General features: G+C 60.1%; 12 protein-coding genes. 2 read left to right on the top strand and 10 right to left on the bottom strand.

Annotation, left to right across the window (positions count from 1 at the left end):
* From ACZ5C3_RS05390 to ACZ5C3_RS05380, 3 genes are all read right to left on the bottom strand, one after another.
* Positions 1–1,431, bottom strand: coding sequence for a cell wall hydrolase (locus tag ACZ5C3_RS05390; RefSeq protein ID WP_464044582.1), 1,431 nt, complete (start codon positions 1,429–1,431; stop codon positions 1–3).
* A gap of 324 nt (positions 1,432–1,755) precedes the next feature.
* On the bottom strand, positions 1,756–4,698 hold the full coding sequence (gene ppdK / locus ACZ5C3_RS05385) for a pyruvate, phosphate dikinase (protein WP_464035848.1): 2,943 nt from the start codon (positions 4,696–4,698) through the stop codon (positions 1,756–1,758).
* Between the two features lie 151 nt (positions 4,699–4,849).
* Positions 4,850–4,990 (bottom strand): DUF3096 domain-containing protein, encoded by a 141-nt coding sequence (locus ACZ5C3_RS05380; protein ID WP_464035847.1) that lies wholly within the window; start codon positions 4,988–4,990, stop codon positions 4,850–4,852.
* Positions 4,991–5,223: 233 nt separating this feature from the next.
* Between ACZ5C3_RS05380 and ACZ5C3_RS05375 the strand changes: the two genes are divergently transcribed.
* Positions 5,224–5,586: a DUF1236 domain-containing protein gene (locus ACZ5C3_RS05375; RefSeq protein ID WP_464035845.1), complete on the top strand. Its 363-nt coding sequence runs from the start codon at positions 5,224–5,226 to the stop codon at positions 5,584–5,586.
* 58 nt (positions 5,587–5,644) lie between these two features.
* Here the strand turns inward: ACZ5C3_RS05375 and ACZ5C3_RS05370 are convergent, their stop codons facing one another.
* The 7 genes from ACZ5C3_RS05370 to ACZ5C3_RS05340 all read right to left on the bottom strand — a co-directional run bounded on the left by ACZ5C3_RS05370 (position 5,645) and on the right by ACZ5C3_RS05340 (position 12,801).
* Positions 5,645–6,748 carry a hypothetical protein gene (locus ACZ5C3_RS05370; RefSeq protein WP_464044581.1) on the bottom strand — a complete coding sequence of 368 codons (1,104 nt, stop codon included), beginning with the start codon at positions 6,746–6,748 and terminating at the stop codon, positions 5,645–5,647.
* Between the two features lie 156 nt (positions 6,749–6,904).
* A complete protein-coding gene (gene glyS / locus ACZ5C3_RS05365; RefSeq protein WP_464035841.1) occupies positions 6,905–8,986 on the bottom strand; it encodes a glycine--tRNA ligase subunit beta in 2,082 nt (693 codons plus the stop codon).
* 3 nt (positions 8,987–8,989) lie between these two features.
* A complete protein-coding gene (locus ACZ5C3_RS05360) occupies positions 8,990–9,919 on the bottom strand; it encodes a glycine--tRNA ligase subunit alpha (RefSeq protein WP_464035839.1) in 930 nt (309 codons plus the stop codon).
* A gap of 422 nt (positions 9,920–10,341) precedes the next feature.
* Positions 10,342–10,527 carry a hypothetical protein gene (locus tag ACZ5C3_RS05355; RefSeq protein WP_464035837.1) on the bottom strand — a complete coding sequence of 62 codons (186 nt, stop codon included), beginning with the start codon at positions 10,525–10,527 and terminating at the stop codon, positions 10,342–10,344.
* A 50-nt stretch (positions 10,528–10,577) separates the two neighbouring features.
* On the bottom strand, positions 10,578–11,465 hold the full coding sequence (locus tag ACZ5C3_RS05350) for a S49 family peptidase (RefSeq protein ID WP_464035835.1): 888 nt from the start codon (positions 11,463–11,465) through the stop codon (positions 10,578–10,580).
* A gap of 342 nt (positions 11,466–11,807) precedes the next feature.
* Positions 11,808–12,581 carry a tRNA1(Val) (adenine(37)-N6)-methyltransferase gene (locus ACZ5C3_RS05345; RefSeq protein ID WP_464035833.1) on the bottom strand — a complete coding sequence of 258 codons (774 nt, stop codon included), beginning with the start codon at positions 12,579–12,581 and terminating at the stop codon, positions 11,808–11,810.
* A complete protein-coding gene (locus ACZ5C3_RS05340; RefSeq protein ID WP_464035831.1) occupies positions 12,574–12,801 on the bottom strand; it encodes a putative signal transducing protein in 228 nt (75 codons plus the stop codon). The genes ACZ5C3_RS05345 and ACZ5C3_RS05340 overlap by 8 nt, the downstream gene beginning before the upstream one ends.
* A 99-nt stretch (positions 12,802–12,900) precedes the next feature.
* Between ACZ5C3_RS05340 and ACZ5C3_RS05335 the strand changes: the two genes are divergently transcribed.
* Positions 12,901–13,911, top strand: a complete 1,011-nt coding sequence (locus tag ACZ5C3_RS05335) for a polyprenyl synthetase family protein (protein ID WP_424629563.1) — start codon at positions 12,901–12,903, stop codon at positions 13,909–13,911.
* The last annotated feature ends 3 nt before the right edge of the window (positions 13,912–13,914 follow it).

Raw genomic sequence — 13,914 nt, 5'->3', positions numbered from 1 at the left:
TTAAGGTTTCTCCGCCGACAACTCTTTCGAGATTTCCGCTGTTTGCGCGGCTGATCCCCACGTCGGCGCGTCGCTGCCGTCACCCCAGGCGCGTGGACGATAGAAGGTGTGCACGCCGAATTTGTACATCTTCTTCATCTCGCTGACCCAGGACGGACGCACCCAGTACGCATGGTAGTGCGTGGACTTGCCAACCTCAGGCAGCCACAGACGTCCGTCGAGGGTTTCCTTCGCGATCTTCTTCGCGCGCTCCCACATGTCTGGTTCCTTGACCACGTCGCGGATGCCGTCACATGCAAACGTGAACTGGCACGAAAGATGCCGGTTCGCATTCTGATAAACCACGCCGCAGATCGTGGTCGGGTAATAGCCGGAGAACGCACGGTTGACGACGACCTGAGCCACCGCAATCTGGCCGCGCACCGCTTCGCCGCGGGCCTCAAAATAGATCGCGTCGGTCAGGCACTTCTCCGCTTTCGGACGCGACTTCGCATCGAGACCCAGGCGCTCAGCAGGCGTTTCCAGCCGTTTCGGTTCTGCGGTGACCTGCCCCTTACTGGCGACACTCTCTCCACCTGCGACGACGGACGGGTCGACAGGCAAAGAGGCTGTGACTTTCATCTCGGGATCTGCGCCGCCCGGCAGGACGATCATCGGCTCCTCGCCCGGCTGCCAGCGTTCGAGCGACTCACCTGATGCGCCAAGGGAGGAATTTCCGAAGAAGAGGCTCGATGTCTTGAACGAGAAACCTTCCCGATCCGACGGCGGCGATGCTGCAGCGATCTCCTCAGAAGAGTTCGCCGACGCCGCATTGAGCGGATGATCGGGCGGCAAGTTCTGCAGCGAAGAAGCAGCTTCATATTGCGGCAAACGGGGCGCGTGCAGCGCGGCTTCGAGTTCCGCATCGAGGGGCTCGTGCGCGGAAAGAGCCGTCTCACTCTGTGCGGGCTCGATGACTTCAGCGGTCTTCGCGCCGCGCACATTCGGGCTCGGCTGATCCTGCGGCGGCGAAGTTACTTGCGGAATTTCGGGCTCGGACTCGCGAAGTGGGAGACGATCCCCTTTTGACGAACGGACCACCTTCGGGAAATCGGATTTCTGCGGCGGCCGAAGCGCGCGTCCCAGCGGATGTTGGCTGATCGAACCGGTGATATCGACGCTCTCGCCGTCGAGACTGGCCAGGCGATAAAGCGCGGTTTCGGGTGTCTGCGTACCGATCGGACGTGGCAGATTGAAAGATGCGACCTGCAGCATCCGGCGCGATGACGCAAACAGGTACTGTTGCAGCCGCTCCGCCACACCGGGCTGACGGGCGAGCAAGGCTGCGAGATCCTGATAGCCGATTTGGGTCGGTGCCACTGTCAACAGACAGAGGACAAAGCCGAAGGGCGCAAACCGCGCACCCTTCGACCTGTTACGCAACACAGGCATCGATACGCTCACGCAACTAACGCTTACACATACTCAGAAGATCGAATGTACGACCGATACAATTCGATCGATTGCGTTCGTATCGAATTAAAGTTGCCGCGGAGTTAATCACTGCGTCGCCTGCGCCACACGCAAGAGAAGGCTTTGATCCGCGCTGCCGTTTTGAATGCGCTGGTAAATATCGCGTGGAGCAAGATCGTAAACGGCGCGTCAACTGACAAAGTAAACCAATTGTTCGTAACTCAAGCAGCACGCATGAAACAAATCTGCCCGGGACAAGCCCGGGCAGGAAAGATGTCGTTCATTGAACTAGTAAAGTTCGGCTTACGCCTGGCTGGCGACAGCCTTGCCGAGCGCGGCCTGCGCCGCAGCAAGGCGAGCGATCGGCACGCGGTAAGGCGAGCACGACACGTAGTCGAGGCCAACCTCGTGACAGAAGGCGACCGATGACGGATCGCCGCCGTGCTCGCCGCAGATGCCCATCTTGAGACCCGGGCGGGTCTTGCGGCCACGCTGCACGCCGATCTTCACCAGTTCGCCGACACCATCGCGATCGACCGAGATGAACGGATCGATGTCGAGAATGCCGCGCGCAACGTAGGTGCCGAGGAAGCTCGCCGCATCGTCGCGGCTGATGCCGTACGTCGTCTGCGTGAGGTCGTTGGTTCCGAACGAGAAGAACTCCGCCGTCTTGGCGATCTCGTCCGCCAGCAGACAGGCGCGTGGCAGTTCGATCATCGTGCCGGTCTGGTAGTCGAGCTTCGCACCGGTCTCACGCATCACCGACTGTGCTGTCGCATCGATACGCGCCTTGATCAGATCGAACTCAACACGGGTCGCAATCAGTGGCACCATCACCTCAAGACCGACCGGCTTGCCGGTGCGCTTGGCAGCTTCTGCCGCCGCCTCGAAGATGGCGCGTGCCTGCATCTCTGCGATTTCCGGATAGGCGATCGCCAGACGGCAACCGCGGAATCCGAGCATCGGATTGAACTCGGCCAGTTCACGTACACGGTCCGCGATCCTGCGCGGATCGGCGTGCATGACACGCGCAACTTCCTCGATCTCGCTCTGCGAGTGTGGCAGGAACTCGTGCAGCGGCGGATCGAGCAACCGGATCGTAACCGGCAGGCCCTGCATGATCTCGAACAGATCGACAAAGTCCGCACGCTGCATCGGCAAAAGCTTGGCAAGCGCCGCGCGACGAGCCTGCTCATCTTCAGCCAGGATCATTTCGCGGACGGTGCGAATGCGCGTCTCTTCGAAGAACATGTGCTCGGTGCGGCAAAGCCCGATGCCTTCCGTGCCGAACTTGAGCGCAGTGCGCGCATCGGCCGGCGTGTCGGCATTGGTGCGCACCTTCAGCTTGCGCACCTGATCGGCCCAGCCCATCAGCGTGTTGAAATCACCTGACAACTCAGGCTCGATCATCGGCATGCGGCCGGCCAGTACCTGACCCAGCGCACCATCGATCGTGATGACATCGCCCGCCTTGAATGTACGGTCGCCAATCGTCATAAGACCGCGCCCGTAATCGACACGGATCGTGCCGCAGCCCGAGACACATGGCTTGCCCATGCCGCGCGCCACGACCGCCGCGTGGGAGGTCATGCCGCCGCGCGTGGTGAGGATGCCTTCAGCGGCGTGCATGCCGTGAATGTCTTCCGGCGACGTCTCGACGCGGACCAGAATGACCTTGCGGCCATCGGCCTGCAGTTTGGCCGCTTCGTCCGACGAGAACACGATTTCACCCGCCGCCGCACCGGGCGATGCCGGCAAGCCGGTCGCGATCACATCGCGCTTGGCATTGGGATCGATGGTGGGATGCAACAACTGATCGAGCGAAGCCGGATCGATGCGGGAGATCGCATCCTTTTTCGAGATCAATCCTTCATTGGCGAGTTCGACAGCGATGCGAAGCGCCGCCTTGGCAGTGCGCTTGCCGTTGCGGGTCTGCAGCATCCACAGCTTGCCCTGCTCCACCGTGAATTCCAGGTCCTGCATGTCACGGTAGTGCTTTTCGAGCTGCGTGTAGATGCGCGTCAGCTCCTTGAAGGCGTCCGGCATCGCCACTTCCATGGACGCTTTGTCGGAGCCTGATTCCTTGCGCGCGCGCTCGGTGATGTCCTGCGGCGTGCGGATGCCGGCGACGACGTCCTCGCCTTGCGCGTTGATGAGGAACTCGCCGTACAGCAGCTTTTCGCCGGTGGACGGATTGCGCGTGAAGGCCACACCCGTTGCCGAGGTGTCCCCCATGTTGCCGAACACCATCGACTGAATGTTGACCGCGGTGCCCCAGGATTCAGGAATGTCGTGCAGGCGGCGATAGGTCACCGCGCGAGCGTTCATCCACGACGAGAAGACCGCGCCGATTGCACCCCACAGCTGAGCATGCGGATCCTGCGGGAAATCGCTGCCGGTCTCTTCCGCCACGGCGTTCTTGTACTTGCCGACAAGATCAACCCAGTCTTCAGCGGTCAGCTCGGTGTCCAGCGAGTAACCTTTGCTATCCTTGTAGGTATCGAGGATGTCTTCGAAGTGATGATGCTCGAACCCGAGCACGACATCCGAATACATCGTGATGAAGCGGCGATAGCTGTCGTAGGCAAAGCGGCGATCACCGGACAACGAAGCCAATGCTTCGACGGTCTTGTCGTTCAGACCGAGGTTGAGGACCGTGTCCATCATGCCCGGCATCGACGCACGCGCGCCGGATCGCACCGACACCAGCAGCGGATTCTTTGCGTCCCCGAAGGTTTTCCCCGCGATCTTGCCGACCGCGTCCAGCGCCTTTTCAACCTGCGCTTTCAATTCCTTCGGATAGGTCTTCTCGTTGGCGTAGAAGTAGGTGCAGACCGAGGTCGGAATGGTGAAACCGGGAGGCACAGGAAGGCCGAGATTGGCCATTTCGGCGAGGTTCGCGCCCTTACCGCCGAGCAGGTCGCGCATGCCAGCCTTGCCTTCGGCCCGGCCGTCACCAAACGTGTAGACCCACTTCCCTGCCTTCGGCGCCGGAGCCGCCTTTGGGCTGCTCTTGGCTGCGGCCTTGACCGGCAGCTTGGATTTGGAAGCCGACTTTGCAACTGGTTTGGCGGCCGACTTGGCCGGCGCCTTGACAGCCTTTTTGGCCGCGACAGGCGCGGCCTTCACAGCCTTCCGCGCTGATTTCGCGGCGGCAGGCGATGCAGAGGGCTTTGATGCAGAAGGCTTGGATTTGGCAGAAGACTTAACGAGGGGCTTTTTGGGCTTAGATGAGGCTTTGGCCATGGCTTCCAGACGCTGCGTGAGGGAAACGGCAGGCGGGTTACACCACGGTTAATAGCCCCCGCGCAAGCCGCGCGAGGGCCATTGTGGACTTCAATGTGGTGACTTTTAGGGCTGGCGTCCCGTCTCCGAATAACCGCCCCATTTGCGGGGGTTACTTGATGAGGCCCAGGCCGATGATTCCGACCAAAATCAGATAGATCGCGACGATAAAATTCAACAGCCGCGGCATGACGAGAATCAGGAGGCCGGCAACCAGGGCAACGATCGGCTGAAGATGAGTTGAGAGATGCATCAAGAGTCTCCGGCAATCAGGAATGACAAAGCGAATCGCTGAGAAATTTATCCTCGCGCGCACGATGACGATAGCAGGCTCTCGCCACACTAGTTTGAAGGGCACACAAGTTCCTGTTGATCCCGAAAATGCCGCAATGAAACCACGCATGGCGCAGGAACGATGCTCCACGGGAAGGATTGTCAGGCTGGCACGATTGCCGAACCCCAAAAATTTCTTAGGAGACGACAACCATGCGTAATCCGATTCTCGCAATTGCCTTGTTGGCCAGCGCCACGGCAATGCCGTTCGCCGCGCAGGCTCAGCAGCGCGTTATCGTCGAGGAAGGCGTAACGACGGGGCTTAGCGGTCCCGGCGTCGGTATCATCAATGAGGATGAGCGCCCGCGTTTCAGGCAATATATCGTTGAGGAACGCGTACCTTCCTACACGGTCAACACGCCCGTGAGAGTGGGCACGGTCCTACCTGAAGCAGGCGTAACGTATTACGACGTGCCTCAGCAGTTTGGCGCAACGACCTATCGATACACGGTCGTGAACGATCGCCCGCTGCTGGTGGAGCCGCGGACCCGACGCGTCATGCAGGTGATTGAATAACAGCTCCGATGATAAAAGCCCGCCCGGTGACCCGGGCGGGCTTTTATCGTTATTGCCGTTATGTCGGCATCATATCCATGATGCCGCGAGTCGATTTGTAATTGTGGACGAGCGTTTCGCGGAACGCAGGCGTCCATTCAACGGCGAGCCGCTCTTCGTCGCTCATTGCCGAATAGCTTTGCAGAACGCCAAGGCTGAATTGCGAAGGATCCCCGCTCGACTGGCTTTGTTTCATCGCGGACGAAATGCTGTTGCGCGTGCGCGAGTTCAATTCCTTCTTGGCCGCCTGCACTTCCTGCAGGGAGAAGAGATTGTTCTGGTTCAGGGCAATCGCAGACAGCGAGCGGCCGTCCATCGTCGAGAAATCGACCAGTTGCCCAGTCTTGCGGCCTGGCTCGTACACCAGCTCCCTGCCGTTCTGAATAGCGTCCTGCGCCTGGGTGTCGAGCACCGTGCGCACGTCCTTTGCGACGGTCGGAAAGTCCTTCTTTGGCTTTGAGGGGGTGCCGTGGGGATTCTGCGCGAGGTAAGCGGCGACCGGATCACCCGGAATGCCTGACGGTACCGCATCCGGATTCTGCTGCGCCGCCTGATATCCCTTTTGAGCCGCCGCATGCTGCACAGCCCACGTTGATGTGGCTTTCTCCTCGGTGCTGGCACCGTCGAGATAATTGAGGGCGGCCTTGTAAACCACCGCATAATTATTCGTCAGCGACGCTGTCGCGGCCGCTGGCGCAAGCGCGCCGTCGAGGCGGCTTTTCAATTCATCGGAGGCGACGCGTTGCTCGTCATCCGTGAACTTCCCGCCTGCATTGGTCGAGATAGCAAACAGCGAGCGGCGATCGAGTTTCGACAAATCGATCGTCTGCTTGCCGTCATTGGTGAGCGGCCGGGTAACCTGTGCCGCAGCATAAAGATCGTCGAGCGACTTGCGTGCATTGCTCGCGATCGTCGCAAAGTCAGGGGTTGCAGCCGCGCTCGCGAGGCGAGCGCGGGCGGCGTCTGACAGCGTCAGAGTTGTCGCGGCATTCGGATCCACCGAATGTCCAGTCTCATTCGCATTCAGGATGTTGGCGAGCGAAGGTTGAATCGCAGCGGCCCTCGCATAGGCCGAGCCGAACTGGGCATACGCGTTGTTGGTAAAGGCAGCTATCGATGTCATCTAAAGGTCCTCGCGCGGGCCGAAAAACAGCCTCGGTTAAAAAACCGTTATGCGAGTGGAACCTTTCAGATCATGGTTAATGAACGGTAAATTCCCGTCCCGAATCCGGACAGACCTGCCCCTTACGCGGGGCGGGTCTGGGCGGAGATGGTCAAATCAGTCCTGAATCTTGGAGAAATCCGCCACGGCGCGGGTCGCGGCCCGGATCTCGTTGAGAAGCCTGAGACGATTTTCGCGCACGGATGGGTCGTCGTCGTTGACCTTCACCTTGTCGAAGAACGCATCGACCGCCGGACGCAGCTTCGCCATGGCTGTCATGGCGGTGGCAAAGTCTTCCTTGGCCACGGCTGCACTGGCGTCAACCTTCACTTGATCGATGGCACTCGCCAATGCCTTTTCTTCATCGAGCTTGTAGAGCGACACGTTCGGTGCGCCCTCGAACGACTTGCCGTCCTTCTTTTCCTCGATGCGCAGGATGTTCGCCGCACGCTTCGTACCGGCGAGCAGGTTCTTGCCGTCGTCAGTGTCGAGGAATTTGCCCAACGCATCCACGCGCCGCACGATCATCAATAGATCGTCCTGCCCCTCGAGCGCGAATACCGCATCGACGAGGTCATGCCGCGCGCCCTGGTCGCGAAGCTGGACCTTAAGACGATCGGCGAAGAAGGAGAGAAGATCGGCAACCTTGTCGCTCTCGCCGCCGAGCTGCGATGACGCAACCTTCGCCAGGCTGAACTTCAACGAATTGTCGAGCAGGAGACGAATAACGCCCAGCGCGGCACGGCGGAGTGCAAACGGGTCCTTCGATCCCGTGGGCTTTTCATCAATCCGCCAAAAGCCCGCCAGCGTGTCGATCTTATCGGCCAGTGCGACAGCAACCGCCACCGGATCGCTCGGTACCCGATCGTTCGGGCCTTGCGGCTTGTAGTGATCTTCGATAGCGGCCGCGACACTCGCATCCTCACCCGCAGCCTGCGCGTAGTATTTACCCATCAGGCCCTGAACCTCGGGGAATTCACCGACGACTTCAGTCAGCAAGTCGGTCTTGGCGAGGCGCGCGGCGCGCTTGGTCTTTTCGACATCAGCGCCCACCAGAGGCGCGATTTCGGCAGCAAGCTTCTCGATGCGCCCAATGCGTTGCGCCTGCGTACCAAGCTTCTCGTGGAACACGATCTGCTCGAACTTCGGCAGCCGGTCTTCCAGCTTCGTCTTCAAATCGGTTTCGTAAAAGAACTTCGCATCGCTCAGGCGCGCGCGGATCACACGTTCGTTGCCGTCGATGATGGCCTTGCCGCCGTCGGTGGCCTCGATGTTTGCGGTCAGAATGAATTTGTTGGCGAGCTTGCCGGTCTTCGGATCGCGCACCACAAAGCATTTCTGGTTGTTGCGGATGGTGGCACGGATCACTTCACCCGGGATCGAGAGGAAATCCTCGTCGAACGATCCCATCAGCACCACCGGCCACTCGACCAGTCCCGACACTTCGTCGAGCAGCACCTGATCCTCGACCAGCTCATAACCTTGCGCGAAGGCAAGCTGCTTGGCGTCCGCGAGGATGATGTCCTTGCGGCGTTGCGGATCGAGAACGACCTTCGCCGCTTCCAGCTTCGACACATAATCGTCGAAACGGCGCACGGTGAAGTCAGCAGGCGCCATGAAACGATGGCCACGGGTCGCCTGCCCCGCTTCGATGCCCGCAACGTCGAATTTCACAATGTCCGGCTCTTCAGTCTCGGGACCGAAGGTGGCGATGATCGAATGCAGCGGCCGCACCCAGGTCAACGCGCCCGGCTTCGCCGAACGTTCGCCCCAGCGCATCTGCTTCGGCCACGGGAAAGTGCGAATGATGACGGGGAGAATCTCCGCGATCACGTCGATCGCAGCACGGCCCGGCTTTTCTAACAGTGCGACGTAGAAATCGCCCTTCTTCGGATCTCTCTGAAGCTGCGCTTCATCCAGCGATTTCAGTCCGGTCGCTTTGAGAAAGCCCTGGACAGCTGCATCAGGCGCACCGACCTTTGGACCTTTGCGCTCTTCCTTGAGATCAGGCTGACGCACGGGAATGCCGTGAACGGTGAGCGCCAGACGGCGCGGCGTCACGAACGCCTTCGCGCCTTCATAAACGAGCCCTTCGGCGACCAGCTTGTCGGTGACCATACGGCGCAGGTCGTCTGCCGCCTTCGCCTGCATGCGTGCGGGAATTTCTTCGGAGAACAGTTCAAGGAGAAGATCAGGCATCGCTTATGCTCCACCTGCTTCGGTATGAACCCATGCCTCGCCGCATGCTTTGGCGAGTTCGCGGACACGCAAGATATAGCTTTGACGTTCGGTCACCGAGATCACACCACGTGCATCGAGCAGATTGAAAACGTGGCTTGCCTTGATGCACTGGTCATAGGCAGGCAACGCCATCAAGTGGCGCTCTTTCTTGCCGCCTTCCCAACCCGCTTCGAGATATTTCTTGCACGCGCCCTCAGCCATCTTGAACTGCTCGAACAACATCGCCGTATCGGAATGCTCGAAATTGTGTCGCGAATATTCCTTCTCGGCCTGCAGGAACACGTCGCCGTAGGTCACCTTCTCGTCGCCGTCGCGGCCGTTGAAGTTGAGGTCGTACACGCGATCGACGCCCTGCACGTACATGGCGAGGCGTTCAAGGCCGTAGGTGAGTTCGCCGGCCACCGGCGCGCATTCAACGCCTGCGACCTGCTGGAAATAGGTGAACTGGGACACTTCCATGCCATCGCACCAGCATTCCCAGCCGAGCCCCCAGGCGCCCAGCGTCGGGCTTTCCCAGTCGTCCTCGACAAAGCGAATGTCGTGCAGGTGTGAATCGACGCCGATGGCAGCGAGCGATTTCAGGTAGAGCTCCTGGATATCCGGCGGCGACGGCTTCAGGATCACCTGGAACTGATAATAGTGCTGCAACCGGTTCGGATTTTCGCCGTAACGGCCGTCTTTCGGCCGGCGCGACGGCTGCACATAGGCCGCGTTCCAGTGCTTGGGGCCCAACGCGCGCAATGTCGTTGCCGGATGGAACGTACCCGCCCCCACTTCCATGTCGTACGGCTGTAGGATGACGCAACCGTAGTCTGCCCAATAGCGCTGCAGCGTGAGGATCAGGCCCTGGAACGAGCGTTCGGGGCGCATATGCGGCGGTGTTGAGTCCATGGGGTGGTTTCTGAGATCGCTTTAAGGATTGGTGAAGCCTGATTTGCGCGCGGACCGTATCGGCGCAGGCGACTGGAATCAAGGCAAGGAAACCGCCAGCAACCCTCTCTTGTTCGCGGAGCACCGGCAGCGCCAGATCACCCCAAATTTGATCAAACATCCCCGACTGACGAAACTTCCCCTTAACCGCCGTGGCAAAAGCCCGACAACGCTGCGGCCTTTATTAGGAACTCGCCGCTAAACCAGTTCACGAACAAAAAAGCCGGATAACCGGCCAAAAATAGCAGTACCGGGGCGTACCATGTTCATGTCTGAAATCTTGGCGGCGATTGTCATCATTATCGGGCTCGGCACCATGGTGTCGGAAGACCTCCGCCCCAACCGCTAAAAAACTAAGCGCAACGAACTTCTGAACCACCGCACTAGCTCGGCCGGTATGTCCCGGTGTCGGGGTCGCGACGCAGAGTCTTTGCATCGTCACGATTGTCGACATGCGCCTGGCGAGTTTCGTCAAGCTCGCGGTTGATGCGACGACTCTCGCGCGCCGCAAGACGCATCAAAGCCGCTCCGCCAAGAATTCCAGCAACGATCAGGATCAGCGGCGGCACGATTGATCTCCCATTAGATTTTCAAAAGCCTGCAGCTTGTAGGTCACACACTACAGCCCATAGCGAGCCCAGATCGCGCGAGCTTCGATTGCTGCAATCGCATCCTCGGGCAAACTGTGTAGGTCCATCAGCGAGCCGGCGCCGGGCTTGCGCCCCAGCGCGCCCGACAACAGTCCGGCCGACGGCGCGATAACAGGTGTGCGCACTTTGTCGCCGTAGCGCGCGCGCAAGACAGTGCGGATATCTCCGATGGCATCGGTGAGACCGAGCTTCACTGCGCGTTCGCCAGCCCAATATTCACCGGTAAACAGATAGCCGTCTTCGCCTCTCAACCGCGCACCGCGGCTCTGCTTCACCAGATCGATAAAGGTGTCGTGGATTTCGCGCTGGATCGCCTTCAATCGTGCCACGTCTTCAGGATTCTCCGGCAAGAACGGATCGAGCGTCGCCTTGTGCTCGCCCGACGTATAAAGCCGCCGCTCGATACCAACCTTCTTGATCAGTTCCTGGAACCCGAAACTGCCGCCAACAACCCCGATCGATCCAACGATGGACGACGGGTCGCAGAAAATTTCGTCACCCGCACACGCGATCATGTAGCCGCCCGAGGCCGCGACATCCTCGACGAACACCAGCACCGGAAGCTTCTTCTCGGCGGCGAGCGCACGAATGCGCTGATAGATCTGACGCGACTGCACCGGTGAGCCGCCCGGCGAATTAATGATGAGGGCGACCGCCTTCGCACCCTTGGTGGCGAACGCCCGCTCAAGAAGCTTGGCCACGCTGGCAAGGGTCATCCCGGACCGCAGCGGGGTCACCGCGCCAATCACGCCAGACAACCGGACCACCGGCACCACCGCTCCACCACGAAAACGTGCGGGCAGCATGCCTTTCAGCTGGTCCCAAAATCCGCCGTTGCGGCCACTCTCATCAGACATCAAACGTCCTTCACATTTACGGTTTATTATCCGGTAACTGGCATCAACAAGTCACGGTTCATTCAGCAAAGGTTTACTGTCTTTGCGTCCGAATTCGCGCTACCTGCCGGTCGAAGAGGTTTTCCCGGCGTTATCAGGGCATCGCGACGGGGTGACCCCAAACTGGAACATATCTTGCTTTGAAGTATCTGGCTGCGAACGCGCAGCCCAATAGGTGCTCCGATGAAAATTTATCTCTTGATGCTGCTGATTGGCGCCCTTTTTACGGCCATCCACTTCACGGCCGCGCCGGAAGCAGAGTCGAAGTCGGCCCATCAATAAGGCCACTTGGCTCGCGATTTATTAAGCTCTGAGTGGCTTTGCCAGCGGTAGGACCTCTTTGCCGTCAAGAATGGCCTGAACCTCAGCGGCGGTCCCCTTCTCGTCCCTCAAGACAAGGCCTTGGTGCAGAACCAGCGGCGCGCGTCCTCCCTTAACCGCCTTCACCAGGATCCGGATGGCGCCTAATTCGGCGGCGGGATGCACCGACTGGATTTCCAGACTGCCAAAACCGCGGTTGAGCGCTGTGATCACATCAGCCAGCCCGTCAGCCCGCCAGATCAGCGTCAGCACGCCTCCAGACTTCAGGACCCGGCGTGCGGCGTGCACCCATTCCTGCAGTGTTTCCGGGGTCGCCATATGAGCGACCTGCCGCCCGGCATCCGGTGACGCCCGGTGACGCGCAGCGTCGTTGAACGGTGGGTTCATCAACACGACGTCGACACTGTCCGGACCGAGACCTTCAGCAGCCAAATCTGCAGCCTTTGACGTCACGTCCTGCACGATGACCTGCGCATTGAGTTGATTTGCGCCGGCATTCGCCCGCGCCAGTGCAGCAAGGGTTTCATCGATTTCGACGAGAACCAAATCGATACAGTGCACACGCGTGGCAAGGGCCAATCCAGCTGCACCTACACCGGCACCAAAATCGGCAACGCGGTCACCGGTGCGCACCATCGTCGCCGCGGCCAGCAGCATCGCATCATGTCCGGCACGATGACCGCGCTTTGGCTGGCAAAGCCGTAACCGTCCGCCCAGAAACAGATCGTCGGTTACGTCACCTGGCGACTCAATCATTGTCCCGCAACTCGTGGGCGAGCCCGGCCTCGGTCAGCAGGCGCCTTGCGGCCAGATTGTCATCCTCATGGACAAGGATACGCCGCGGCAGGACGCCCAGCGATCCTTCGATAACGCTCATGTTATTGTCCAGAACGAGGTGATGGATATTCGCACCGTCAAGCAGCGCGCCGACGGCCGACACCAGTACGATATCATTGGTCCGCATCAGTTCGCGCAATGCAGCTTTCTCCTGTAGTTAGAACAGCCTATATGGCCCCTCTTGCCGCGCCGCGCGGCAGTTTCTATGGTGGCCTCAAATTTCATCCGGAGACCGGGCGTGGCCGTAATAGTACCCTTCGAGAGCCACTCGACACCATCGATAGATCAATTGGTTGCGCTTGTCGCTTCCGACATGGAGCGCGTCAACGCCACCATCCTGTCGCGGACCGGCTCGGAAGTCACGATGATCCCGGAGGTCGCGAACCACCTGATCTCATCGGGCGGCAAGCGCCTGCGCCCAATGCTGACGCTCGCGATGGCCAACCTGACCGGCTACAGCGGCGAAGGTCACATCAAGCTCGCGGCGGCGGTGGAATTCATGCACACCGCGACATTGCTTCACGACGACGTCGTTGACGAAAGCGAGCTGCGCCGGGGCAAGCTTTCGGCACGCATGCTGTGGGGGAATGAGGCCAGCGTGCTGGTCGGCGACTTCCTGCTCGGCCAGGCGTTCCGCATGATGGTCGAGGTCGGCTCGCTTCGCGCGCTCGATATTCTGTCGTCCGCGGCGGCAACCATTGCCGAAGGTGAAGTGATGCAGCTGGCGGCAGCGAAAAACACCGCCACGACTGAGGACGAATATCTCGCTGTGATCCGCGGCAAGACCGCTGAACTCTTTGCAGCCGCCTGCGAAGTCGGTCCGGTCATCGCCAATCGCCCGAAGGCCGAACAGACTGCGTGCCGGTCGGTCGGCATGAATCTCGGCATCGCATTCCAGCTCGTGGACGACGTGCTCGACTACGGCGGCAAGGCCGCGAAACTTGGCAAGAATGTCGGCGACGATTTCCGCGAGGGAAAGATCACGCTGCCCGTGGTGCTCGCCTTCCGCCGCGGCAGTGACGTGGAGCGCGAATTCTGGATTCGCACGCTGGAGCGTGGCGAAATCAATGACGACGATCTCGACCACGCTATCGGTCTGATGACCAAGCATCGTGCACTGGAAGACACCATGAGCCGTGCGCAGCACTACGGCGCGATGGCTGTCGATGCGCTGGCGCTTTTCCCGTCATCGCCGATGAAGACAGCGCTGGAGCAGGTTGTCGCGTTCTGTCTCGCGCGCTCGCACTGAGAG

Source organism: Afipia dichlorophenoxyacetatis, assembly GCF_055386385.1.
This window is presented reverse-complemented; position numbering and strand designations above follow the sequence as displayed.

Excerpts from the sequence above, each read along its gene's own strand:
- ACZ5C3_RS05350 (WP_464035835.1), bottom strand. The coding sequence starts at position 11,465 with ATGTCTGATGAGAGTGGCCGCAACGGCGGATTTTGGGACCAGCTGAAA.
- ACZ5C3_RS05390 (WP_464044582.1), bottom strand. The coding sequence starts at position 1,431 with ATGCCTGTGTTGCGTAACAGGTCGAAGGGTGCGCGGTTTGCGCCCTTC.
- ppdK (WP_464035848.1), bottom strand. The coding sequence starts at position 4,698 with ATGGCCAAAGCCTCATCTAAGCCCAAAAAGCCCCTCGTTAAGTCTTCT.
- ACZ5C3_RS05380 (WP_464035847.1), bottom strand. The coding sequence starts at position 4,990 with ATGCATCTCTCAACTCATCTTCAGCCGATCGTTGCCCTGGTTGCCGGC.
- ACZ5C3_RS05370 (WP_464044581.1), bottom strand. The coding sequence starts at position 6,748 with ATGACATCGATAGCTGCCTTTACCAACAACGCGTATGCCCAGTTCGGC.
- ACZ5C3_RS05360 (WP_464035839.1), bottom strand. The coding sequence starts at position 9,919 with ATGGACTCAACACCGCCGCATATGCGCCCCGAACGCTCGTTCCAGGGC.
- glyS (WP_464035841.1), bottom strand. The coding sequence starts at position 8,986 with ATGCCTGATCTTCTCCTTGAACTGTTCTCCGAAGAAATTCCCGCACGC.
- ACZ5C3_RS05375 (WP_464035845.1), top strand. The coding sequence starts at position 5,224 with ATGCGTAATCCGATTCTCGCAATTGCCTTGTTGGCCAGCGCCACGGCA.
- ACZ5C3_RS05345 (WP_464035833.1), bottom strand. The coding sequence starts at position 12,581 with ATGATTGAGTCGCCAGGTGACGTAACCGACGATCTGTTTCTGGGCGGA.